The following is a 24,676-nucleotide window of genomic DNA, read 5'->3' as shown; positions in this document are numbered from 1 at the left end:
AGAACTTCACACACATTTAGATTTGCATTTAAATGTGTGTCTTGATTAAAGCAAACAAGAGATCAAAATGCCGAATAACGAGTCAAATACGACGCTTCCTCAGGAACCCGGTACTAAGAAACCATTCATGAAAGGCAATACGCCCTTAGCCATTGGTGCGGCTGTATTGATCTTAAGCAGTGGCGTACTCGGATATACCGTAGGACATCGTCAGGGTTTGACTGCGGCGGGTTATGATGCGGATGCAGAGCAACTGGTCGATGTGGTACAGACTCAAAAAGCCAGTCTGGAAACACTGAACAAGACGCTGAATACTGCGGTTCAGGAGCGTGATCTGGCGGTCAGTAATGCCAATGATCTGTATCTGGCCATGACCAAGGCACGTGATGAACAGGTGCAGGCCGAAAGTGTGGGAACCATTTATCGCGAGATTTTGCGTCAGCGTGGTGGTCTAGCATTGGCGGTTCAAAACCTGTCGATTAAACCTTTGCCGGAAAATGCCTTTGAATATCAGATTGATCTGGTGCAGGTCAGTCCAGGCAAAAGCCGTGCTTCAGGTAGTGTGGAATTGCGCCTGATTAAAGGGACTGAAATTCTGGTGGTGCCACTGGAAGATAAAAACTTTAATTTCGAAAATTATGAGCGACTCACTGGCCGCTGGACCATGCCTAAGGGCTTTAAGCCAGAATTTATTGAAGTGCGTCTTACTGGTGCCAAACCTGTGATTCGTCGTTTTAGTTGGGAACAGGGCAAAGCAGTAGAAAATCAGTCTGCCACCTTGTCAGAAATTCCGAAAACCGAAGCAAATGCAAATTAAGTGTGAAATATAAATCTTATGCCAAGCAATAAACGTCAAATGTGTTTAAGTGATATTAAAAATTCTTTTAATGAGTCTGGAATCGTTGATTGGCATATCAGCCCACGTTTAGCAAATGAACCCTCTGAAGACGGTGATTCTGACTTAGCTATACAGACTGCACCGCCAGAACTGAAACGTCCACCGTTGTATGCCGTTGTTTTATTAAATGACGACTATACGCCGATGGAGTTTGTAATTGAAATTTTACAACAATACTTTGCAATGAATCTTGACCAAGCTACACAAGTAATGCTAACTGTACATTATGAAGGAAAGGGTGTAGCTGGGGTCTATCCTCGAGACATTGCGGAGACCAAAGCGAACCAAGTCAATAATTATGCTCGATCACAAGGTCATCCGTTACTTTGCCAAATAGAGCCTAAAGATTAAGGGGGTTACATGCTCAGTCGTCAATTAGAAGTATCACTACGTTTGGCTGTCAGCATGGCTCGTCAAAAGAGACATGAGTTCCTGACCGTAGAACATTTATTGTTAGCCTTGCTCGACAATGATTCTGCCGTAAATGCTCTCAAAGCATGTGGTGCCGACATCATCGTGTTGCGTAAGGAATTAGAAGAGTACGTAGAACAACATACCCCTAAACTTGGTGAAAATAGTGATCAGGCACCACACCCGACAGAAAGCTTCGACCGGATCTTGCAACGCGCGATTTTTCACGTGCAGTCAAGCGGTGGTGATCGTACTGTAGAAGGTGCCGATATTCTGGTTGCCATGTATTCTGAGCGTGACTCATTTGCAGTCTATCTGCTGAAACGTCATCAAATTAACCGTCTGACCCTGACTCAGTACCTGTCTCATGGTACCCGTAAAGAAGATGTACAGTCTGAAGAAGAAATCGAAGACCTAGATGGCGAATCAGCATCTTCAGCAAGTTCAGGTCCACTTGAACTTTATACCACTAACCTGAATGTTGAAGCACAAAAAGGCAAGACCGATCCACTGATTGGTCGTGAAAAAGAAATCGAGCGTGCCGCGCAAATCCTTTGCCGCCGTCGTAAAAACAATCCACTCCTTGTCGGTGATCCGGGAGTTGGTAAAACCTCGATTGCTGAAGGTCTTGCTTGGTTAATCGTCAATGGTAAAGCGCCAAAACCACTGGAAAATGCTGAAATTTTCAGTCTGGACATTGGTGCTTTGGTAGCAGGAACCAAATACCGTGGTGATTTTGAAAAACGCTTGAAACAGCTTTTAAATGCGCTGAAAAAGAAACCTGAAGCAGTGCTGTTTATTGATGAAATTCACATGATTATTGGTGCAGGCTCGAGTATGGGCAGTACCATGGATGCATCGAATCTGATCAAACCGGCGTTGGCAAATGGTTCTTTACGTTGCATTGGCTCAACCACATTCCAGGAATATCGTCAGGTCTTTGAGAAAGATCATGCTTTATCGCGTCGTTTCCAGAAAATTGATGTGAATGAGCCATCTATTTCTGAAACTATTGATATCCTACGTGGTCTGAAATCGAAGTTTGAAGATTTCCATCATGTGGAATATGAAGATCAAGCCTTAGTGTCTGCGGTAGAACTTTCTGCGAAATTTATCAACGACCGTTTCTTGCCAGATAAGGCGATTGATGTCATTGATGAAGCCGGTGCTCAGCGCCGTCTCAAAGCAGAACAAGATGACAGTTTAATCACCGTAGAAAATATTGAAGACATCGTTTCTAAAATTGCGCGTATTCCTCCGAAAACTGTCTCTAAAGATGACAAGAGTGTGCTGGAAAATCTTGAGCGTGATTTAAAACGTGTGGTCTTTGGTCAGGATGAAGCGATTGAGGCCTTGGCTTCTGCAATTAAACTGTCACGTGCCGGTTTGAAGTCTCCAGATAAGCCTGTAGGTAGTTTTGTCTTTGCGGGTCCTACAGGTGTTGGTAAAACCGAAGTGACCAAGCAGCTCGCGAAACAGATGGGTGTGGAACTGGTTCGTTTTGATATGTCGGAATACATGGAACGTCATGCAGTGTCACGTTTAATCGGTGCACCTCCGGGCTATGTCGGTTTTGATCAGGGTGGGTTATTGACCGATGCGATTCATAAAAATCCGCATTGTGTACTGTTGCTCGATGAGATCGAAAAAGCGCATCCAGATGTGTTTAACCTGTTATTGCAGATTATGGATCATGGTTCATTGACTGATAACAACGGGCGTAAATCTGATTTCCGTAACGTGGTCTTGGTACTCACCACCAATATTGGTGCGGAAAGTATTTCTCGTGTCAGCATTGGTTTTATGGAACAGGATAATAGTAACGATAATCAGGAAGCGATGAAGAAAGCCTTCTCACCAGAATTCCGTAACCGCCTCGACGGCGTGATTCAGTTCAAGGCATTGCCAAGCAGCATTATTGAAAATGTCGTGGATAAATTCCTGACTGAACTTCAAGCACAACTGGATGACAAAAAAGTCATGCTGGAAGTGGATCAAAGTGCACGTGAATGGATGTCAGAACATGGCTATGACCGTTTAATGGGCGCACGTCCAATGCAACGTCTGATTCAGGAACACCTGAAAAAACCGCTGGCTGAGATGATCCTGTTTGGTGAACTGGCTGAAAATGGCGGCAATGTTGCAGTATCGGTGAAAAAAGAAAATGGTAAAGCGGTTGGCTTAAAACTTGAGGTTTTTGAAGATCAGACTGCTGAACCAGCCTAATTAAAAAGAAGGATCAAACCCGTGCTTGCACGGGTTTTTTCATGCACTCATATTTTAAATTATCAAATTTATATCATTTAAAAGATAAATTATGGATATTCAAGTTAGCAAGCTGTTCACGACATTTTTACTGTTTTTAGTCACGGCATTGATGGAAATTTTAGGTTGTTATTTTCCCTACCTGATTTTAAATCAGGGAAGAAGCCACTGGTTATGGATTCCGACAGCTCTGGCTTTGGCGGCTTTTGTCTGGCTGTTAACCTTACATCCAGCTGCTTCAGGACGGATCTATGCCGCTTATGGTGGTATCTATATTTTTTCAGCGCTAATATGGTTGCGTTTCGTTGATCAAGTCACACTGTCACGTTGGGATCTGCTTGGTGGCATGGTGGTAATACTGGGCGCGTTGATTATTATTTTGCAGCCGCAGGGTCTGGTGCGTTAGCAGGATATAGCAGCAAACCTCATCAAAAAAGGTAGCCATAGCTACCTTTTGTTTTCTCGATTCTTGAATCCTGAATCGAAATAAATGTCTTATGGGTTTAGATTATTTTAATTTGCAATCTTTCTGGGAAATATCAGTTTTATAGGTTTGTGTCTGCGAGTTCAGGCTGAGTTCAACCTTGTATGGATTCTCAATCTGATAGCGATGTTCAAAGAAAATTTCACAATTATTAAGCAGATTATTACGAATGACTTTCATCACTTCTTTGCGCCCCAGGTCTTTTTCAAACTGGCTAAAATCGGGCGTAATGATCATGCCTTTCAGTGTGGTTTTATTGGCGCTCAACTGCAATTGCTCAATAATCGTATTTTGATCAATCTGCAACGGTAAAGTTCTGGAATCTTCTGCACTGAGCACTGCGAGTAATTCATTCAGTTCAGCTTTTTTCTGAATTTTAAATTTGCTGTCAATAATATTTTTTTCTTGAAGATATTGGTCAAATTCAGAAGCATGCACCGGTAAGGCGACACTGCTAAAACCAGTCAAGAGTGCCAAAGCCCAATATTTTTTTTGCATTGTATAAAATCACTTTTTATTCCATTTCAACAATGATTATAAGAGCTGAGACAAAAAAAGCACCAGAGATTGGTGCTTAATTTGTGAAGATTCATCTTAAAAAATTAGTCTTTTTTCAGATTTTCATTAATCAGGAATTCAACCAAAGCTTTTTGCGCGTGCAAGCGATTTTCAGCTTCATCCCAAACTACAGCATTTTTATGGTCAAGCAGATTTTCTGAAATCTCTTCACCACGATGCGCAGGCAAGCAGTGCATAAACAAGCAATCCGGATGTGCAAGATCCATCAGACGTTCATTGACCTGATAATCTGCAAAGGCTTTTTCACGGATCTTCTGTTCTTCTTCCTGCCCCATGCTTGCCCAAACATCAGTGACGATCAGATCAGCATTCACCGCTGCATCTTCAGCAGAAGGAACCAGTTCCACACAATGCGCAAATTCAGACAGGAATTTTTCTTGTGGCTCATAGCCTTTTGGTGCTGCAATTTTCAGATTAAAGCCCCACATATGTGCAGCCTCAATATAAGAGTTACACATATTGTTGCCATCACCAATCCAGGCCACAGTTTTCCCTTCGATTGAGCCACGTTGCTCGACATAGGTCTGCATATCAGCAAGCAGCTGGCAAGGGTGGTGATCATCAGTCAGTGCATTGATCACTGGAACCTTAGAATAGGATGCAAAACGCTCCACGATATCATGACCAAAAGTACGGATCATCACGATATCCAGCATGCTTGAAATCACACGTGCAGAATCTTCAATCGGTTCACCACGACCTAACTGGGTATCGCGTGAAGACAGGAAAATCGCGCTACCACCAAATTGGCTCATGCCAGCTTCAAACGAAACACGCGTACGGGTACTCGATTTCTCAAAAATCATGCCCATCACTTTACCAACAAATGGTTGGAACACTTCATTGTTATGCTGTTTGCGCTTAAGCTCAATTGCGCGTTGCAAAATCTGGTTAAGTTCTAAAGTTGATAAATCGCGTAAGGTGAGAAAGTGACGGAGAGCCATTCGTTACTCCACAATAATTGCCGAAAAACTCGATCAACAATCAGTTGTTGGTTAGTTTAAGAAAAAATACGGAATCGGCTAATATACTATAAGCAATGAAAAATGCAAAAAAACTAGACTTTTTGGTGACCGTCTAAAAAGCGATCCACACAATAACTGATGTATTTGTCGATTTCCTGATCATCTTCCTGTACCGGAATTCCCATCAGAATACGCCATTCCAGATTGCGCAAAATACCAAAATACAGCTGCGCCGAATATTGCGGATTCTCGCAATGCAATAAACCTTGCGCATCTGCCTGTTCTAAAGCCGTAGCAATGGCACTTTGCACATGCACCGGGCCTCGCTCATGGATATGCTGAGCAAGTTCCGGATTGCGCTGACTCTGTTCCAGTACCAGACGCATAAAGGCCGAGTTTTCAGGTTGCATGATCTGGTGATAAAAATTGAGTAGCGTGTGTACTAAATAACTACGAAAATCCAGTGCCATCAGTTCGATTGGAATACTGATATCTTCAAAAAACTTGATACGACGATAATCGCAGATGGCTTTAAACAAGCCTTCTTTATTGCCAAAGTACTTATAAATAGAGGCTTTAGAGCCACCGGCATGCTGAACGATATCATCCAGAGACACAGCATCATAACCTCGTTCCAGAAATAGCTCGGTTGCACTGATCAGCAGCGCAATACAGCGCTCATGACCACGTTTGGTCTGTGGCAGATCTTTGGCGAGCGGTTCTAGGGCGAGGTCTTGCATAGGAGATAGTACATCAACATGTCAATAGAGATTGAAACGCCATCATAGCAAATATATGCACATATTTCATAATTGCGCCAGATAAGTGTGCTATTTGCTAATTAGGTAAAGCAAAACTTAAAAATTTGACTAAAGTTTTAGAGTATTTGTTCTATCGGGTTATGGAATGAGCAAGCCAAATGAGTATACTCGAATTTCAATAATTATAGCCAAGACTGTGGAAAAGGAAGATGACAGAACAAATGTCTGCAGGTTTAAGATTTAGACAAGCACTTGAAATCGAGAAACCATTGCAAATTATGGGCACGGTAAATGCCTATGCTGCCATGATGGCCAAACAAGTCGGTTATAAAGCCATTTATTTATCAGGTGCGGGTGTCGCGAATTATTCTTATGGTTTGCCTGACCTGGGCATGACCAGCCTGGATAATGTTCTTGAAGATGTACGCCGGATCACTGAGCGTGTCGATACCCCTTTATTGGTCGATATTGATACCGGTTGGGGCGGTGCATTAAATATTGCCCGCACAATCAAACAGATGATTGCTGCAGGAGTCGCTGCGGTTCATATTGAAGACCAGGTGGCACAGAAGCGTTGTGGTCATCGTCCAAATAAAGAAATCGTATCGCAACAGGAAATGGTCGATCGTATCAAAGCTGCAGTAGATGCGAAAACCGATTCCAACTTTGTAGTGATGGCGCGTACCGATGCGCTGCAAAAAGAAGGCCTGCAAGCAGTGATTGACCGTGCTTGTGCGTGCGTTGAAGCGGGCGCAGATGCGATCTTTGCTGAGGCGATGACTGATATCACCATGTACCGTACAGTGTGTGATGCGGTCGGTGTGCCAGTCTTGGCGAATATTACCGAATTTGGTGATACACCCTATTATACGGTAGATGAACTGGCTGAGCAGGGCATTGGCATGGTGCTGTATCCATTGTCAGCGACACGTGCCATGCAAAAAGCCGCACTTGAAGTGATGCGTTCAGTACGCGAACATGGTACTCAGGTAAATGTGCTGGATATTATGCAACAACGAAAAGAACTCTACGAATTTTTAGATTATCACAGCTTCGAAGACACATTAGATAAACTGTTTAAACAGGAGAATTAAAAAAATGGCTGAAGGAAAAGTACTCACTGGCGCAGGATTGCGCGGACAAGTGGCAGGTAAAACCTCACTTTCAACAGTAGGCAAAAGTGGCGCAGGTCTGACCTATCGCGGCTATGACGTGCAGGATCTGGCTGAACATTGCCAGTTTGAAGAAGTCGCTTATCTGATTTTCTTCGGAGAATTGCCGACTGCAGAGCAATTGGCTGCCTACAAAGCCAAACTGAAATCCTTGCGCACTTTACCTCAGGCATTAAAAGAAGTCCTTGAGCGTATTCCTGCGGATTCGCATCCAATGGATGTGATGCGTACTGGCGTTTCCATGCTGGGCAATCTTGAAACTGAGCAGTCTTTTGAGCAGCAACAGGATATCGCAGACCGCATTTTGGCAACTTTGCCGGCAATCATTTGTTACTGGTATCGTTATAGTCATGACGGCGTACGTATTGAAGAAAATACTGACGATGATTCGATTGGTGCACAGTTCCTGCATCTTCTGCATGGTGAAAAACCAAATGAGCTACATGAACAGGTAATGAATGTTTCCTTGATTCTGTATGCAGAGCATGAATTCAATGCTTCGACTTTTACCGCTCGTGTGTGTGCATCAACGCTGTCAGATATGCATTCCTGTATTACCGGTGCAATCGGTTCCTTGCGTGGCCCTCTACATGGCGGTGCCAACGAAGCTGCGATGGACATGATCGAAAACTGGAAGTCGCCTGAAGAAGCTGAACGTGAAATGCTGGGCATGCTGGAACGTAGAGAAAAAATCATGGGCTTCGGTCATGCGATCTATAAGGACAATGATCCGCGTAATGGCATTATTAAAGTCTGGTCGGAGCGTTTAGCCAAAGATGTCGGTGATACCGTACTTTATCCAGTGTCAGTGCGCTGCGAAGAAGTCATGTGGCGTGAGAAGAAATTATTCTGTAATGCGGATTTCTTCCATGCTTCGGCTTATCATTTCATGGGCATTCCAACCGAGTTGTTTACCCCGATCTTTGTTATGTCACGTGTGACAGGTTGGGCAGCGCATGTGATGGAACAGCGTGCAGATAACCGTATTATCCGTCCAAGCGCGGACTATACCGGTCCAGAACTACGTAAAGTAGTGCCAATCGCTGAGCGTTCTACAGCGGCTTGATCCGTAAGTGTCCTAGAATAAAAATAAGGTCTCAATTGAGACCTTATTTTTTTTAGTGAATTCTGTTATCGACTTAACAGTGCCGGATCTTCAATGCTATAACCTGTTTCAAAAGGAATACCCAGATACTTTACTATTACCAGGGTTTTATTCTGTTTCGGAACTTTATAGGCCTGGCTAATTTTCAAGCCTTGCTGATAACTGACTGCTTGCTGAACCGGACTTTTTTGTAAGCTGGATTTTACTTGATATTGATAGGTCCATTTTGGCACTTTTTCCTGAGGATCATGCCAGGCAGGCGCGCTACCTTTTTTTGTCTTTAACACCTTAAGCTGTAGTTTTGATTTTTGAATTGGATTTAATGGAACTAAACGTTTTTTGATTTTGGCAATGTCCTGATCAAACTTGCGACTGTCTTGATCATAATCGATGCGCTTGGTTTTAGGATTGATATATAAGGAATTGACCTGAACCAGTTGATTTGGTTTTTGGGATTTAAAATTATAATAATATAGTTGAGGCAAGCGTCCACGACCATCAAGATAATGACGCATGATATAAAGCTTCTGTTCTTTGACTTCATAGCCTAGAACTTCAATATTTTGTGGACCGCCTACGGTAGCGAAAGCCAGAGTGGGCAAGCTCAGAGGGAGCAGGAGCAGTGCAGTTTTAATATTCATGGTCATTCCACCCTCAAAAAAATAGATTGGCATTTGATCATGCCAATCTATCTTAAAATACGGTAGAAATAATGAAGCTTATTCAGGCTATACAGTAACTTTGAAAGCTTAGCTGTTATTCAACAGATTGATCATGTCATGTGCAACCACAGCTGACAGTTTGTTGAGGCGTTCAAGTGGCGAGCCTTTGAGATAATACTGGAACTGATGGATTTGCGTGCCGTCATTAATGGCCACAAAAAATGTTCCTTCCGGTTTCTCTGGTGTCGCGCTACCACCTGGTTTAAGTAACCCTGTACAGGCGATAATCCAGTCAGCATCACGGAACATTTTTTTACCTGCTTCCGCCAGAGCAACTGTTACCGGCATAGATTCCGCAGTATGACTATTGATCAGATTCTTGGAAATGCCCAATACTGAAGTCTTGACACTTACATCGTAACAGATCAAACCACCAATCAGAATTTCGGCACCTTCTCCTTTACAAATGGAGAACTGGCTACTGAGATATCCAGAACTTGCGCTTTCGATAAAGGCAATTTTTATGTTTTTCTCTTCGAGTAAGCCGCAACAGGTTTTTATCATAGTCTCTATATTTTCTTTGTGAGAGTGATTTTAGATCAATTTAGACAGATTTTTTCTGTCGATCAACTCCAAGTATATTTATATTTTTATGAAAGTTAAAATTTTTTTCATAGATTAGTGTAATTTCATGTTGATCTGATCGCAAAATCTGAATGGTTAAAGCTTGGGCTATTTTCAAAAATAGAGGTTTCTTCTCAGGCGGAACAGTGGTAAAAATAAAAATAAAGTGCTTAGTGAAAGTAGGGTGTTGGAATGAAAACCACAGTAAAATATGTAGTCTTAAAAAGTCTTGACTATCAATTGGGTACACCATTATTTCAGGAAGAAATTGACGCTGATGGTCAATATTTTGATCAGATACCAAGCACAATTTCTTATCAGAACTTACAGTTCAAAGTAAAAAGCAAAGAGCTTAAACGTTTGCATCTGGCCGAAGAGCAGGAAGATACTCAAACGATTATCGTCAAAGTGGTCAATATCTAATAAAAACTGAATTTAATAAGCCTCTTTAAAAGAGGCTTATTAATTATCAATAGATTAATAAATATAATTACAAACAATGATTTGATCTAAGTTTATACCAAAATAATAAGTAAAAATATTTGAATTAAAGTCAAGGTAAATTCGAAACAGCTTAAGTTTTATTGGTGAGGTCATGTTAAGTATCGTATTTCTTCACAGTTAATAATATTCAAAAAGAATTGTATTTTTAATGTTTTATTTAATTTTTTAAAAATATAGAAGATTTAGATTTATTTTTATATATTTATAGATATCAATAGTATAGTTATTAAGTGGTTCTGTTTAATAACGCTTTTTAAATTTTATTAAAAATTTTCCTATATATGAAATAGGACTTAAGTTATTCCTTTTATTGGATAATAAATTTTTGACCTATAAAGTCTTTCATTATGTTTCTGTTGCATTATATCAGGTAATTTATGTTGCGCATTAATCTCCACTTCAAGTACTTATCTTACTATTTTTTACATTGAATTAATCTGTAACAGGTTAAAGGTTGGCGAAATCTGAAAAATGCGTAGAGTAGATATTAAGTCGAAACCTATCGGCTTTTAATTTAAAGCAAATAGTAAGGAATACCACCATGGCTAATAATCAACAGCAAGACCAACAGAAACAGCAGCAACAACAGCAACAGCAAAATCAACAGCGCAATCAAGATCAGCAGCGTCAACAAAACAACCAGCAAAACCCAAATCAGCAACAAAATAACCAGCAACAACAACAGCCGCAGGGTGGTCAACACAACCAGCAACAGCGCGACCAGCAGCAACAAAACCAGCAAGGCCAACAGCAACAACAGCCACAGCAAAACAGTAACCAGCAACAACAACGTTCACGTAATCAACAAGATCAGTGAAAGCCACAGCGTTAATCTTTTTAAGATATATGCTCTTCATAAAAAAACCGCCTGATTCAGGCGGTTTTTTTTATATTTCATTGCACGATTAGACTAAGTATTTATTAACACTGAATATTGGCTTTTAGCTTGTAGAAATTCAAGGCATTGTCTAGGTCTGTGAGCAACTCTTTTTCTGTATATTCCTTGGGTGCAAGTTTTAGCAGAGTAGGCATGTAGTTATTTTTATATTCTTTAGGATATTGTTCACACAGGATGCGTGTTCTTTCTTCCAGACTAATTGTTGAAGAGTCGAGTTTGTCCAGATAAGCACTGAGTTGATTATCTGACTGTTCAAACTGCGCTTTAATATTTGCAGCAGCCTCGGCTGAATTCTCTGCTTGCTGTTTTTGGCAGCCGCTTATTGCCAGACTCATCAATAAAGTAATTAGGATGCGATTTTTCATGCTGCCAAAATATTGTTATTGCTCATATGAAAAATTATAGAGAGAAATGACTAAAAAGAAAGCAGTGATGCATAAACTTTATGAGACATTGAACATTCATAACATCTGATATTGACTGAAATAAGGAATTTTCTCCTAAAAATCTGAATTAGCCCATTCTCATTTATAGGTTTAGCAATTCTTCTTAGGTTTTGGTTGTTTAATCGTCTTATTTGTTCATTAAAAAGATTTTTGGATAAATTACAGTCATTTAATTAACAAAAGTAATGGTTTTTTCATATTTTGAAACATTGCATCTATATATCCTACACAGATTGGCTGCATGGCTAGTGATATCTTGGCGTCATTCTAAGAACTTAATGAAAATAATTAAAAATCAGCACATTATAAGGCCTGTTTAATTTAGGAGAGTTAAACAGGCTTTTTCTTTTCCATATTAAATCTTGTTTTTTTCTTTGCTGATTGTATTTTTTGCTCATTCTCTTTCACATAAGTTTTCATACACAACATAAAGCCTGAAAATTCCCTCAGGAGAGATACATGAATAGATGTTATTTATATATCTCTTTTCACGAAAAGACAGGACAAAGCTATGATGAGATGTATATGCGCATTTGGCATGGGCGTGATGGTTGGCTGTTGTTTTAAATCTTGCAAAGAGAAAATGTGTCAGATGATGAGCAGCAAGCATTGTAAAAGTGATCATTGTAAAAAAGATCAGACGACTCAAGCTGAAGAGCCTGTACAAACTTAGCCCAAAAGCTTCAATTTTACTGAAAGGCTAAACAGAGCTGAGTACTGAAGTTGTTCTAGATCGCTGATCCAATCATTTTATATTGAATCATTCTATATTTAAAGCAATAAAGCTTGATCCTAGATTGAGCTTTTTACACTTAGGAGAAAAACATGATGCAATTTATATTTTGTTTATTTGGTCTTCATGGTGCGACTGAAATTAACTACACGTGTGACCATGATGAGGTCAAACAGTGTCGTGATTGCTTGAAAAATATTGAATAATGTGCCAAATCATCAGACATCTTAATGAAGATCAATCCCCGTTCAATCATCAGTTGGCGGGGTTTTTCTTTACTGATGAAATTTTTGGATCTAAACATAATTTCTCACAAGGAATACTTTATAAAAGAATCATTTCAATAGGATTACGTTTTGATAAATTCTTAGCTGCTTAGAACTGGAATACAATAAAATTTATGCGTGTGATCACCCATGCTCGAATTCTTGAAGCAATTCAAAAGAGGCCAAAGGCTGAAACTGCATTAGCTGGTGGGGATTGACTGATTAAGGCCAAGCATCCTAAAGGTTTTGCTGAGATGAAAAGACTTTTTCCGGCAGTGGGTAAGGTTAGAAAATTTCATGTATTTGATATCGGCGCGCACGCGAATTCATATTCTCTGCTGTACCGTCTACGATCAGGCTGAATAGCTTATTTGCTCAGATGGACAACAAGAATTGTGAAATGTCAAAGAGCACTTGAAGGAAAGTTTGTCTCTTTATAAAACTGAATGTGCAACATAAATAACATTGATGTTTAGCAGCAGATATCATATTTATTTATTAATAGATATATGAAGGAGATGCATATGACAAATAAGCCAGAGCAAGAATCAAATCCGCATAAAGAATCAAATGACGACAAGGGTAATCAGGCATCTTATAAGCATGTCAAACCAGAGAAAAAACCCAATGCAGAACCGGAAAATCCATTGAGAGAGCAAAAATAGCTTTTTCACATGGACGAAGCCCTAACTTGGTTTAGGGCTTTTTAATTTCCCAATAAGCGTTGATCTCTAGGCTTTGCAATAAATTCATCTTTCATTTCAAAGAAAAATTCATGGGCTTGTTCATGATCACAGTGCAACCAGTCATGTCGTGATTTTTCCGGAATCACAATGATCGAGCGTTTTTCGTCATTCGGATCATGAAACTGTTTCATAAAGGGATGTTGATCTGAATTTATGGTTAGCATCGAAAATGATCTGATTTTCTCACCATCAATGTGTGCGTCATCATAAATTGCCGCTACGGTAAAAGGATTGCCATCTTCACGTGAAATACCAAACCAGTGCGGTTTACCGTCTATATATTTAGGTTCATAGAAGGTATCGACCGGTACTAAAGCAAACTGGTTGTTTTTCCAGGCATGTCGAAAACTCGGTTTGGATGCCACTGTTTCAGTCCGTGCATTATAGGTATGCCGGCCATATTTCAATTCTTTCGCCCAGGCTGGAATCAGTCCGAAACGTGCAATATCCAGCTCAAATTCGTCAGCACCGCGCATAATGATTGGAGCTGGCGCTAAAGGATAAACATGCATTTTCATTTCCAGTTGATCTTCATGAATATCTAATAAGGAAAGACGTTTTTTTGATGGGAATTCATAGTTCGAGCACATAAATAACCTCTTTCTTTCTAATTATTGTCTGCTAAAGAATTAAGGTATAAAAATGATGGGCTCAAAACAATTCGAAATCGTAAATGTAGTTTTAACACAAAGTAAGAATACGGATTAATATCAGTTTATCCTCTTTATAGAATAGCGCTCCTTTAAAAGACTATTCTATAAATATGAAGATTAAAATATTTGCGTTTTTAATGATTAAATATAAAAGCTCGCCGGGTTATTTTGTAGGGCAGGTGCTCAAAGCTTTTCCTTGTTCAACTGAATGGATAAAGTTTTCAATCAGAAATTCACTCTGTTTTAAGGAATCACGATGATCTCCATTTTTGACTAGATGAAAGGCGATAGATTTCTGCTTTGTACATACCTGCTGGTAGTAAGCATAAGTACCACGATAATCGACCAGTTGATCTTTCTCGCCTTGTACCAGCAGAACCGGCACAGTCGGTGTCATATTCTCAATAGACTGTTCTTTTAAATAATTTGTCAAAGGTGCCAGATTTACATTTGATTTAAAGATAGTCTTAGGTGCTTGTTTTAAGTCCGATTGTAATTCTGACAAACAGCGACTGCGTGCATGATTAAGAATTCCTCCCATTTCTGGGCTCACTAAATTTGCTGGAGCAAGCATCGGGTCTGCAGCTTCTGCTCCTAAAAGCACAATTGGAAAAAATGCGGCGACATCAGTCGTGATTTGCGAATTGCTGGCAACATATTCAGCGATTCCTTCATAATGATAACCGCCCGGCGCCAGTGCAATTGCCCCGCGAAGATTAAATTCAGGCGCATCTTTTTGACCGGACGCTGCAACTTTAAGAGATGCTGCACCTCCTTGACTATGACCCATAACATACCAATTTTTACTAAAGTTATAAGGCTTTAAATGGTGGATCGCTCGTACAGCATCAACGACAGTATGCAACTGACTTCGCGCATTCATATAAGGATGACCGCCCGGAGTGCCTAAACCTTGATAATCAGGTGCAACAACTGCATAGCCGCGAGCGAGCCAGGCATTCAATGCCTTAGCAGCGATTTGCTGATAGACATGGACTGGCCCACCTATATAATCGCCAGAGGGTGCACATGTATCAGCAACGCCAGTTGTACCATGCGCCCAAGCCAGAACAGGCCATCCATCTTTAGGGACTTTGCCTTTAGGTAACAAGATATAGCCTGAAGTGACGATAGGCTCGGATTTTGTGCCACGACTGCGATAATTGATTAAGAAACGTTGTGAGGCATTCGTAAACAGATCAGTATCTTGTTCTTGTATAGATAATATTGTACCCGGTATTTTTTCCGAAATATGAGATGCTTGGATTTTGCTGTTATCGGGAAGTGGAGGAGAGGCTATTGCATATGTTGAACCTAAACATAAACAGCTCATGATCAATTTAATAATAGGAGGTTTAATTTTCATCACTGAAACCATTTTCCTTTTTATAATGTCATTTTTAATGTAGCAGCTTTATTTATGTTTCTAAATTAACTCTGCACAAAGTTTGTAAACTAAAGCTTTTAAGTTAAGGCGAATATGCAATACAACAGGTTATTTTAGGTTAGCTGATAACTTTAATATAAGCACTTATATTTTAATGTGGTTCTGATCTGTGAGTAGAATTCATATCATGTCTAAGCTGACTAATACGATCATAAATCACTTTTCGCATTCGGTTTATTACTCCCAGAGGTTTGTGCTCCGGTAGTGTATGCCATGGTGTAAAAGAGAGATTTTCACAAAACTTGTTTTGTTCAGGTGTATCAAAAACTTGCTGAGGAATGCGGATAGTGGCTACCTTGTAGAAAGGTGCCTCACTTTCTTGCCATTCAGTCATGGAATCTTCGACTGACATGGTGTTTGATGTTCTAGGCTGTATCAGAAACTCCATACATGCTTCACTTTTTTGCAAATATTTGCGCAATTTTTCTCTTAGAAAATTATGATGCGGAGCATGTGGAAGAGGGTCTATCACTGTCGAACATGCTTGAGCTGAATACTTTACAGCTTGACGATCAGTGCCTATTCCTAATTGATAGGGCACCATAGACCAATATCTAGTTTGCAAAGGATTAGAAATTTTATTTCTCGTATTTAAGGCAATCCAGGTTCCTTTAGCTCCTAATGCAAAAGGAATATGCAGCTTATTGAAAAATCTATCGCTATTTATATCTTGCATAAATGACCTATATCGGACTGGATCATTCACAAAAAAGACAGGATGATTGATCATAATGAAATCTTGAGTAGAGGTTTCATCATCTAAAAGCTTTTCTCCCGGTACTCCTAAAAGTTTTATCGCCATGCCACGGGCATCTTTTTTAATATCTGCTTGTTGGGCATCTTTAGAACCATTAGAGAAACGAATCCAGGCTTGATATGTTTTTCCAGGAAGAAAAACACCTTGAGCCAAGTTTTTAGGAAGAGCTTCATCTACTTTGAATTCTGCGCGTACACAACCGTGTGCTTTGGGATGGGCATCACGTAGCGCGATACCTGTGGAATATTCTTTCCGAATCGATATCTCAATTATATCTGCGATTTTTTCAGTTATATTTGCTTCATCAGGATAAAGACTTTCACTTAAATGATGATCTATATTGGGATGAATATTATCTTTTGAAGAGTTAGATGCTATAGGGGAAGCGTTAGCATATGCAGCACTACAAATACTTATTGCCATTAAAGAGAAAACTAGACCCGAGCATATAGGTCTTATAAAGTTAGGCATTGATTTTCTCCTTGCTATAAAGCTAGAGTTAGTTTTAATTTTTTAGCCTATGAACTGAAAATTCTTTGGACATACTTTAGCCATAAAACAATGATAATGTCTGTGTAATTATTGATCTTCAGATTTTAAGTCCATCCAATTCCTTCCTAAAACTGTTTCCACTCTTTGTCGTGTGCTCAATATAGAAGACGATTTATGTTCTTACTTTAATTTAACTCAACACAGAGTTTTTTACTTTAGCAAAATTTATCCATAAACTTATGAAAATTTATTTTTAGACTAATGCGAGATGCTCGTAGCAAAATCAAGAGTCGTCGAATACAGTGCTATAGAAATTTATTGAGTTTAAAATTTTGAAAATATTAGGATATATAAATCAATGCCAGTTCTAGCAATCCAGCATAGACTCAGTGGATTTTACTTTTTTTACTATGCGATTGTTGGGGCATTCATGCCTTTTTGGAGTCTGTATCTTGAAGATCAAGGCTTCAATTATCAGGAAATCGGGATTTTATCTTCTATTGCGATTGTTACCCGATTCTTTGCGCCGTTGATCTGGGGTTGGATTGCAGATAAATCCGGTAAACGCATGTTGCTGGTGCGTATTGCCACCTGGATGGAAGCCTGTATCTGGTTCATGATTTTTATTATTCCCAATAGCTTTCAATCTGTAGCTTTACTGATGCTGATTTTCAGTTTCTTTCAGAATGCCATTCTGGCACAGTTTGAAGGCGTGACTTTGTTCTGGCTCGGGGAAAAAAGAGCAGAACTCTATGGCAAAGTACGAAAGTGGGGATCTGTCGGCTTTATTATCGGTGTATTCGGCTTGGGCGCCGTCTTTGAAATTATTAGCATCAGTATGTTACCCGTCTTGTTGCTGAGTATTTCATTTCTGGCCTTTCTTTGGTCATTTACCATTAAAGAGCCCACGACAGCGCCTACCGCCCAGAAACAGCTCGAACCCTTATGGCCGATATTCAAACGCCCAGTCGTCTATAGCTTTTTCCTGATTGAATTGATTCTGCTATTTTCACACGCGCCATTCTATAGTTTTTATAGCAATTATCTCAGTCAGTCGGGATTTAGCACCAGCCAGATAGGGCTGTTTTGGTCAGTCGGGGTCATTGCGGAAATAATCATGTTTGCCTATGCGACGTTCTTTCTGACACGCTGGTCGTGGCGTCATCTGGTCACGCTATGCTTGTTAATGACCGGATTAAGATGGTTCATCGTCGGGATATTTCCTGCTTCATTCATGGCACAGTTTTTTGCCCAAACGATTCATGCTTTAAGTTTTGGTTTATTTCATATGATCGCGATGCGGGTGATTTTTCAGAACTTCTCTGCAGGGCAGCAAGGACGTGGACAAGCGCTCTACAGCACCATGTGGGGGATTGGTGTGGCGAGCGGCAGTATTCTGGCTGGGCATTATTGGGATCAAGTTGGCGGCACATCTATTTTTATCGCTGCTGCAGCATCGACCTTGCTTGGCTTATTACTGATTTTTGGATTGCCAAATAAGGTCGAACTGCAAAAACAGGCTTGAAAATATCATCTCAACATTAAATACGGATTTTGGCGTATTGCCCAAACCACGGTTGTGCCTGCTCCAATTGGGCTGCCAGTTGTAGTAGCAGATCCTCACGGGCAAATGGTGCAATAAACTGTGAACCGAGCGGCAGGTTTTGTTCATTCCAGTACAGCGGTACAGACATCGCCGGGAGTCCGGTAATATTGGCCAGTTGCGTGAAAGGCACCCATTTCAGATTTTCTTTCACAATCTGGTCGACCAGTTTACCTTGCGCCAGCAAATGTGCTTTATTTAGTTTCAATAAAGCTTTAAGAATCGGTTTCTGCCAGTTTGGTGTTTTGACCTCACCATTTTTTGGCGCCACTGTCGCCGTTGCAGGCGTCAGGTACAGATCATAATTATCAAAGAAATGATTCATCTGGGTTACATATTGACCCCAGTTATTCAGGTTCTGGATATAATCAATCGCGCTGGTTTTGGCCCCAAAAGCTGCCAGCGCTAAAGAGTCCAGTTCAAAATCATTCGATCTAGACGGATAGCCTTTCTGAATTTCATCCAGCATAAATGAAAACTGGCTAAACCAGGTGGTAATAAAATCCTTGGCCAGTTGCATGCCATCAATGGCTGGGCGGTCTTCGACCACTTCATGGCCCAAAGATTCTAGCAATTTGGCTGTTTGTTCAATGGCTTTAATGGCATCCTGGGAAACAGGTGTGCCAATCGTAGAATAAGTGCTAAACGCAATTTTCAGTTTTTTTGGCGGTTGCTGAATCACATCCAGATAATGATGCTGTGGACGCTGAATCTTAAACAGTGAACTATGATCTTCACCATGGGTGGCATCCAGCATTGCAGCACTATCCCGTACCGTTTTGGTCAGTACATGCTGAATCGCGGCGCCATGCATGGCTTCACTCATTTGTGGTCCCCAAGGCGTGCGGCCACGACTCGGTTTCAGGCCAAACAGGCCGCAATAGGAAGCGGGGATACGTATCGAGCCGCCACCATCACCAGCACCCGCAATTGGTACAATTCCGGCAGCCACGGCAGAAGCGGAACCACCGGACGAGCCGCCGCTATTATGCTGTAAATTCCACGGATTTTTACAGCTGCCCCAAGCATCCGGTTCAGTAATACCTTTAATCCCAAATTCAGGAGTATTGGTACGTCCAAAAGTCACAATCCCGGCTTTTTCCCAGCGATTGACAATCTCGGCATTGGTCTCGGCGATATAACCAATCCGTTTTAAGCCCTGACAACCATAAGAAGTTGGATAACCGGCATATTCCTGAAACAGGTCTTTGACCAGAAAAGGCACACCGGCAAAAGGCCCCGACAGATTTTGCTGGCTCCGTTTCAATGCATGCTCATGCATCGGAATAATAATCGCATTTAGCTCGGGATTGGCAATTGAGCTACGCTCTAGTGCAGCAGATAAAAGTTCACTTGAATGTACTTGTTTATTGGCGACCAGATCAGCCAGTCCTAAACCGTCATATTGCAGATATTCTTCAAATTTCATTGCCATTCCCTAGTGTTGCTGCTTCAAGGTTGTAGATCATTTAGGCTCAAGATGCAAGCACCACCTGATTTCGCCCACGATGTTTGGCCTGATACAAGGCTTGATCTGCAATATTGATCAGGTTTTGCAGGTCTTGGGCCTGCGGTTCATTTTGATGAGTGATGCCCACACTCACGGTAATATACAGGGGCGAGCCATCTGATTGATAAATCGGGGTTTTTTCCACCAGATCATGAATCCGTTCTGCAATAAGACGTGCTTCTGATGGTTCGGTATTCCAGAGTAACAGCACAAATTCTTCCCCACCAATTCGTGCAAACAGATCTTCAGCACGTAAATTGCAGCGAATGATTTCCGCAAAATGTTGCAGCACCTTGTCACCGACATGATGGCCAAAATCATCGTTCAGACGTTTGAAATGATCAATATCCAGCATGATGACCGAAAATTCCATTCTGTTGGCATATTGCAGTAAATATTCACCTTTCTGAAAGAAAAAATGACGGTTCATGGTGCGGGTCAGACTGTCATGATTGGCCAGATAGAGAACCCGTTTAAACAGCTCATTGCGGTTTTGACTAATAATACAAAGAATAAGCGGCGATAAGGCCAGCATAAACAGCCCGATCCGGAGCGAAATATAAATCGTAGAATCTGCCAAGGTGTCATGCGTTGTGGCATAAAACCGCGTCAGGCTGTAATAGGTTAAAATAGTCACAAACGCATTAATCAGTGTCATGCTAAACAGGCGATAGGTCAACGCAGCCCAGATCAGTGCAGCCAGAGGGTAGAGCATTGCACCCGGGCCTGCAAAAATATTGGTAATGATGACACAGGCCACGACTGAAGATGCAGGTAAAAAATAGCTGAAGTAATTACGTTTTTGACGACGGTTTTTAAATAAGTACTGCATGTCTTTTATTCTTGGAAATGCCAAGATTAAAGGAAGAAACACAATATAATTCACCATTTCACCGGTCCACCACAGACCAAAATCAATCCATAAATTTTCTTTGGTCATGAATGAATTGGGTAGATTGGGCAAGGTGATGACTGCAAAAGCCGCACTGGCCAGGCAGCCTGCAAAAGCGAAGATGCCAAATAAATGAACGAAGGTATAACCGGTATTATAGTATTTGTAATTAATTAGGACTTACGCATTGACGGATTCAAAAAAGTATTACAATAGTTTATAACGTATCTGTGATCAGACGAACTAAACATGCTTCTACAGCAACTTGTACATTACCCATTTATATGGGCTTTCTCATGACAGAACCGAACTCTATTAGCTGCACACAACTTGCCGAGACTTATAATATCTCGCATGATAGTGTAAATCGCTTTCTAGAGCGTGAAGACTACACACCTCACGACCTATATCAAGAAGCAATTCAACATATTGATAATAATAAGCTTATAGTCAGTATTGATGATACTGTTTTAGATAAACCATATAGTCAACATATGGACTTGGTTAGCTATTTTTGGTCAGGCAAACACCACCGATCCGTCAAGGGTATTAATCTCATTACCTTGTATGCGACAGATCAAAATGGTCAAAATATTCCAATTAATTTCCGAATTTATGACAAATCTGAAAGTAAAACCAAGAATGATTACTTTATGGATATGTTAAGTGAAGTACTTAGTTGGGGTGCAAAGATTCAATTTATTTCAGGTGATAGTTGGTATTCATCGACTGGAAATCTAAAAACCATAAGAAAACATGGTATTCGATTTATGTTTGGTATCGACTGTAACCGTAAGGTTTCCCCTGAAAAAGGACAATGGTTTCAACTGCGTTTATTGCCAAATTTCCATCAGGGTCAAGTGGTCTGGCTCAAAGATTTTGGCTTTGTACAATTATTTAAGACTCAGTTAAAAGAACAGCAGAGGTTTTATATTGTGTATCAAGATGAAGATGATTTATTATCCTTTGAGGGTTTTCATGAATTACATTCAAGTCATTGGAAAATAGAACAATATCACCGGGTGATTAAACAGGTTTGTCATATTGAAAAGTTTCAGGTAAGACGGTCTAAACTGATTTTGAATCATATTTTTTCAGCCTTGATGGCCTACGTTGAGATACAAAAGAACCAGTTTGAGCGGATCTTTGAAAATGTATATCGTTGGCAGAAGAAATTATTTAGACCAATTATCAAAAACTTCATTGATGACTTTATTCTCGATAAAAATCATCTGCTACCACAGAGAGTCTATAAATAACAGTGCGTAAGTCCTATTAATCTTGAAATATCGAATAAAAAATATCGAGACAATGGTACTGATCAGATTAGAAAGCGTGAGAAACAGGCTTTGTAATAGGCTGTTCCCGTTGACCAGATCTGCAAACATAAAAGCACTGAATGCACCGAGCCAACCTCCCAGATTATTTAAATGTGGAAAGCGTAAGAACAGGGCTAACAAGGCAGCATTGGCGGGCCACAATAAGGCCAGGTACTCAATCGGTCTGGTTGCGATCCCAATAAAACAACAGACTAAAACAGCGAAAACACTGACAAAATAAGCATAGGTTTCATGATTTAATTGTTGTTCTGTTATTCGAGCTAATTGCAAATTTAAAATCCTATTCAAATTTTTAAGTGTGAATGATCACTTTGTTCAGCAACTAAGTTTGACCCAAAATATAATTTTATTGTTTGATTAATCTGTTATTAATACGAACTTAAGATTCTTATATACGAAATATATACAAAAAAAGTCAGAAAGGAAATCCATCTTTTTAAACAATGTGATAAATAATTTCTGACTCTGTATTGAAATTGCGTTAGAGCGGGACACGATCCCAAAAAATATGATAATTTAGAATCAATTGTTAACAAGATGCCGGTAAATATGAAAAAAATATGTCTTAGCCTTATCTTACTCATGAGCTCACCTTGGCTAATGGCGACAGAAAATAAAAAACCAGCAAATGCTCCTGCTAAAGCTGCTGAAATCCCAAATACATTTACTGTGAAAACCCGTCCGGAAATTGTCGGATTGTGGGGAATGGAAATCCCGAATAATAAAAAATGTATCGAATATTATAATTTTAAAGGCAATAATAATGTGGTGATTAAAAGTGGCGATGAGTGGACGTCGGGGCTATATGACTATCAGCCGGCACAGGATCCTTCGCAGCAGATTCCAGCGCTGATTCTGCAAGTAAAATATGACAATAATGAAAAAGACTGTTCAGGCAATCAGGTGGATCAGTCTGGTGAAATTTCGCAATATTTTGTGAAATGGCAAAACCCTTATACCATTAACTTCTGCGCCAATGAAAAAGCCGAACAATGTTTTGCTGTGCTCAGACGCGTATTGCCTTAAATTGCAAACAATAAAAAAACCGCTGAATGACAGCGGTTTTTTTATGAGCTTTGATTTAAGCTTTGTCTTCAGCACCTTCAAGCTGCTTTAACAAATGCTTCTCTAGGTAATGAATATCCATTGCCTGTTTGCAGAAGTTTTTATCCTGAAGGATTAAATCTTTATGCAAAGGAATATTGGTTTTAACGCCAGTCAAAATCATTTCTTCCAAAGCATTTCTCATTCGAGAAATAGACGTCTCACGATCCTTACCATGCGAAATCAGTTTGGCAATCATCGAATCATAATACGGTGGAATGCTGTAACCTGGATAAACATGCGAATCTAAACGGATACCTGCGCCGCCTGGTGCATAGAAGTTGTCAATCTTGCCTGGTGAAGGCAGGAAGGTCGATGGATCTTCTGCGTTAATACGGCATTCAATCGCATGTCCTAAAACCTTGACGTCTTCTTGCTGAATATCGAGGCCTAAGCCGCCAGCAATACGCAATTGCTGTTCGATAATATCGATACCCGTGACCATTTCAGTTACCGGATGCTCAACCTGAACACGCGTATTCATTTCAATGAAGAAGAACTCATCATCTTCAAACAGGAATTCGAATGTACCTGCACCACGATATTGCATCAATTTACAGGCATTGACACAGGCTTCTAGAATATCAGCACGTGCTTGCTCTGGTAAGTTCGGTGCTGGTGCTTCTTCCAGTACTTTTTGATGGCGACGCTGTAGTGAACAGTCACGATCATACAGATGAATCGCATGACCATTACCATCAGCAAGTACTTGCACTTCGACGTGACGTGGCTTTTGCAGGAAACGTTCCATATAGACCGTATCATCACCGAACCACATTTCTGCATCACGCTGTGCAGCCTGAACAGATTCCAGCAGGGTATCGACATTTTCTACGATACGCATACCACGACCACCACCGCCAGAAGCAGCTTTTACAATCAGTGGAAAACCGATCTCTTTGGCTTCAGCCATGGCATTGTGAATCGTTACGGCATGGTCGCAGCCCGGTACTGTTGGTACACCAGCTTTTTTCATGGCAATAATGGCAGAAACCTTGTTTCCCATTAAACGAATATGTTCCGGACGCGGACCAATAAAGATAAAACCAGAATTTTCTACGATTTCTGCAAATTCTGCATTTTCAGCGAGGAATCCATAACCAGGATGGATTGCATCTGCGCCGGTAATTTCAGCAGCTGTAATAATCGCAGGAATATTCAAGTAGCTGTCACTGCTCGCACCAGGGCCGATACATACTGCTTCATCACAGAAACGTAAGTGCATCAGGTCCTTGTCTGCGTCAGAATAGACACCTACAGTTTTGATCCCTAAAGTTCTGCAAGCACGGGTGATGCGTAACGCAATTTCACCACGGTTTGCAATTAAAACTTTTTGCAACATTATAAATCCCCGGGGTG

The 24,676-nt window shown here is 40.5% G+C and carries 23 protein-coding genes and 2 pseudogenes; 12 read left to right on the top strand and 13 right to left on the bottom strand.

The window, feature by feature from the left end; translation table 11 throughout:
* Positions 1 to 67 precede the first annotated feature (67 nt).
* From H0S56_RS07910 to H0S56_RS07895, 4 genes are all read left to right on the top strand, one after another.
* Positions 68 to 817 (top strand): DUF6776 family protein, encoded by a 750-nt coding sequence (locus tag H0S56_RS07910; protein ID WP_004279781.1) that lies wholly within the window; start codon positions 68 to 70, stop codon positions 815 to 817.
* An 18-nt stretch (positions 818 to 835) separates the two neighbouring features.
* The gene (gene clpS, locus H0S56_RS07905; protein WP_195724790.1) at positions 836 to 1,249 is read left to right on the top strand and encodes an ATP-dependent Clp protease adapter ClpS; all 414 of its coding nucleotides are present in this window, start codon (positions 836 to 838) and stop codon (positions 1,247 to 1,249) included.
* A gap of 9 nt (positions 1,250 to 1,258) precedes the next feature.
* Positions 1,259 to 3,535, top strand: a complete 2,277-nt coding sequence (gene clpA, locus H0S56_RS07900) for an ATP-dependent Clp protease ATP-binding subunit ClpA (RefSeq protein WP_005246535.1) — start codon at positions 1,259 to 1,261, stop codon at positions 3,533 to 3,535.
* Between the two features lie 91 nt (positions 3,536 to 3,626).
* Positions 3,627 to 3,980, top strand: coding sequence for a YnfA family protein (locus H0S56_RS07895; protein WP_195724789.1), 354 nt, complete (start codon positions 3,627 to 3,629; stop codon positions 3,978 to 3,980).
* A 102-nt stretch (positions 3,981 to 4,082) separates the two neighbouring features.
* On the opposite strand, the gene H0S56_RS07890 is transcribed toward H0S56_RS07895, so the two are convergent.
* From H0S56_RS07890 to H0S56_RS07880, 3 genes are all read right to left on the bottom strand, one after another.
* Positions 4,083 to 4,556 carry a hypothetical protein gene (locus H0S56_RS07890; RefSeq protein WP_004646787.1) on the bottom strand — a complete coding sequence of 158 codons (474 nt, stop codon included), beginning with the start codon at positions 4,554 to 4,556 and terminating at the stop codon, positions 4,083 to 4,085.
* Between the two features lie 104 nt (positions 4,557 to 4,660).
* Positions 4,661 to 5,581 (bottom strand): ornithine carbamoyltransferase, encoded by a 921-nt coding sequence (argF, locus tag H0S56_RS07885; RefSeq protein ID WP_004280178.1) that lies wholly within the window; start codon positions 5,579 to 5,581, stop codon positions 4,661 to 4,663.
* A gap of 113 nt (positions 5,582 to 5,694) precedes the next feature.
* Positions 5,695 to 6,342: a TetR/AcrR family transcriptional regulator gene (locus tag H0S56_RS07880; RefSeq protein ID WP_004646788.1), complete on the bottom strand. Its 648-nt coding sequence runs from the start codon at positions 6,340 to 6,342 to the stop codon at positions 5,695 to 5,697.
* A gap of 230 nt (positions 6,343 to 6,572) precedes the next feature.
* On the opposite strand from H0S56_RS07880, the gene prpB reads away from it, so the two are divergent.
* Together prpB and prpC are read left to right on the top strand one after the other, a co-directional pair.
* Positions 6,573 to 7,457, top strand: coding sequence for a methylisocitrate lyase (prpB, locus tag H0S56_RS07875; protein WP_195724788.1), 885 nt, complete (start codon positions 6,573 to 6,575; stop codon positions 7,455 to 7,457).
* 4 nt (positions 7,458 to 7,461) lie between these two features.
* Positions 7,462 to 8,601, top strand: coding sequence for a bifunctional 2-methylcitrate synthase/citrate synthase (prpC, locus tag H0S56_RS07870; protein WP_180087306.1), 1,140 nt, complete (start codon positions 7,462 to 7,464; stop codon positions 8,599 to 8,601).
* Positions 8,602 to 8,666: 65 nt separating this feature from the next.
* Here the strand turns inward: prpC and H0S56_RS07865 are convergent, their stop codons facing one another.
* On the bottom strand, positions 8,667 to 9,287 hold the full coding sequence (locus H0S56_RS07865) for an aminotransferase (protein ID WP_180087307.1): 621 nt from the start codon (positions 9,285 to 9,287) through the stop codon (positions 8,667 to 8,669).
* A 102-nt stretch (positions 9,288 to 9,389) separates the two neighbouring features.
* Positions 9,390 to 9,866 carry a CinA family protein gene (locus H0S56_RS07860; RefSeq protein WP_004280184.1) on the bottom strand — a complete coding sequence of 159 codons (477 nt, stop codon included), beginning with the start codon at positions 9,864 to 9,866 and terminating at the stop codon, positions 9,390 to 9,392.
* Positions 9,867 to 10,118: 252 nt separating this feature from the next.
* Here H0S56_RS07860 and H0S56_RS07855 point away from each other — a divergent pair, with 252 nt between their 5' ends.
* Both H0S56_RS07855 and H0S56_RS07850 read left to right on the top strand, forming a co-directional pair.
* A complete protein-coding gene (locus tag H0S56_RS07855) occupies positions 10,119 to 10,349 on the top strand; it encodes a hypothetical protein (RefSeq protein WP_004280185.1) in 231 nt (76 codons plus the stop codon).
* 622 nt (positions 10,350 to 10,971) lie between these two features.
* Complete coding sequence (locus H0S56_RS07850) at positions 10,972 to 11,247, top strand: hypothetical protein (protein ID WP_005107131.1); 276 nt, start codon at positions 10,972 to 10,974, stop codon at positions 11,245 to 11,247.
* 104 nt (positions 11,248 to 11,351) lie between these two features.
* Here the strand turns inward: H0S56_RS07850 and H0S56_RS07845 are convergent, their stop codons facing one another.
* Positions 11,352 to 11,693 carry a hypothetical protein gene (locus H0S56_RS07845; protein ID WP_195724787.1) on the bottom strand — a complete coding sequence of 114 codons (342 nt, stop codon included), beginning with the start codon at positions 11,691 to 11,693 and terminating at the stop codon, positions 11,352 to 11,354.
* A gap of 1,604 nt (positions 11,694 to 13,297) precedes the next feature.
* On the opposite strand from H0S56_RS07845, the gene H0S56_RS07840 reads away from it, so the two are divergent.
* The gene (locus H0S56_RS07840; RefSeq protein WP_005107128.1) at positions 13,298 to 13,438 is read left to right on the top strand and encodes a hypothetical protein; all 141 of its coding nucleotides are present in this window, start codon (positions 13,298 to 13,300) and stop codon (positions 13,436 to 13,438) included.
* A gap of 41 nt (positions 13,439 to 13,479) precedes the next feature.
* On the opposite strand, the gene H0S56_RS07835 is transcribed toward H0S56_RS07840, so the two are convergent.
* The 3 genes from H0S56_RS07835 to H0S56_RS07825 all read right to left on the bottom strand — a co-directional run bounded on the left by H0S56_RS07835 (position 13,480) and on the right by H0S56_RS07825 (position 16,847).
* On the bottom strand, positions 13,480 to 14,109 hold the full coding sequence (locus H0S56_RS07835) for an SOS response-associated peptidase (protein ID WP_195724786.1): 630 nt from the start codon (positions 14,107 to 14,109) through the stop codon (positions 13,480 to 13,482).
* A gap of 226 nt (positions 14,110 to 14,335) precedes the next feature.
* Positions 14,336 to 15,550, bottom strand: coding sequence for an alpha/beta fold hydrolase (locus tag H0S56_RS07830; RefSeq protein ID WP_457758481.1), 1,215 nt, complete (start codon positions 15,548 to 15,550; stop codon positions 14,336 to 14,338).
* Positions 15,551 to 15,710: 160 nt separating this feature from the next.
* Positions 15,711 to 16,847, bottom strand: a complete 1,137-nt coding sequence (locus H0S56_RS07825; protein ID WP_195724785.1) for a catalase family protein — start codon at positions 16,845 to 16,847, stop codon at positions 15,711 to 15,713.
* 379 nt (positions 16,848 to 17,226) lie between these two features.
* Here H0S56_RS07825 and H0S56_RS07820 point away from each other — a divergent pair, with 379 nt between their 5' ends.
* Positions 17,227 to 18,393, top strand: a complete 1,167-nt coding sequence (locus tag H0S56_RS07820; protein ID WP_195724784.1) for an MFS transporter — start codon at positions 17,227 to 17,229, stop codon at positions 18,391 to 18,393.
* A 16-nt stretch (positions 18,394 to 18,409) separates the two neighbouring features.
* Here H0S56_RS07820 and H0S56_RS07815 read toward each other — a convergent pair whose 3' ends face one another.
* The gene (locus tag H0S56_RS07815) at positions 18,410 to 19,900 is read right to left on the bottom strand and encodes an amidase (protein ID WP_195724783.1); all 1,491 of its coding nucleotides are present in this window, start codon (positions 19,898 to 19,900) and stop codon (positions 18,410 to 18,412) included.
* A 46-nt stretch (positions 19,901 to 19,946) separates the two neighbouring features.
* Positions 19,947 to 21,047: pseudogene (locus tag H0S56_RS07810) on the bottom strand (GGDEF domain-containing protein); the annotation flags it as partial.
* A 56-nt stretch (positions 21,048 to 21,103) separates the two neighbouring features.
* Here H0S56_RS07810 and H0S56_RS07805 point away from each other — a divergent pair.
* Complete coding sequence (locus H0S56_RS07805; protein ID WP_082190861.1) at positions 21,104 to 22,132, top strand: IS701 family transposase; 1,029 nt, start codon at positions 21,104 to 21,106, stop codon at positions 22,130 to 22,132.
* A gap of 6 nt (positions 22,133 to 22,138) precedes the next feature.
* Here H0S56_RS07805 and H0S56_RS14320 read toward each other — a convergent pair.
* Positions 22,139 to 22,483 (bottom strand): annotated as a pseudogene (locus H0S56_RS14320) (response regulator); the annotation flags it as partial.
* A 312-nt stretch (positions 22,484 to 22,795) separates the two neighbouring features.
* On the opposite strand from H0S56_RS14320, the gene H0S56_RS07800 reads away from it, so the two are divergent.
* The gene (locus H0S56_RS07800) at positions 22,796 to 23,239 is read left to right on the top strand and encodes a hypothetical protein (protein WP_005100815.1); all 444 of its coding nucleotides are present in this window, start codon (positions 22,796 to 22,798) and stop codon (positions 23,237 to 23,239) included.
* Between the two features lie 55 nt (positions 23,240 to 23,294).
* Here the strand turns inward: H0S56_RS07800 and accC are convergent, their stop codons facing one another.
* Positions 23,295 to 24,659 carry an acetyl-CoA carboxylase biotin carboxylase subunit gene (gene accC, locus H0S56_RS07795; RefSeq protein WP_004646808.1) on the bottom strand — a complete coding sequence of 455 codons (1,365 nt, stop codon included), beginning with the start codon at positions 24,657 to 24,659 and terminating at the stop codon, positions 23,295 to 23,297.
* Between the last annotated feature and the right edge of the window lie 17 nt (positions 24,660 to 24,676).

Origin of the sequence: Acinetobacter lwoffii, assembly GCF_015602705.1 — a bacterium.
GTDB lineage: Bacteria > Pseudomonadota > Gammaproteobacteria > Pseudomonadales > Moraxellaceae > Acinetobacter > Acinetobacter lwoffii_E.
Note: the sequence above shows the minus strand (reverse complement) of the source record. Positions and strands in the feature narration are given on the sequence as shown.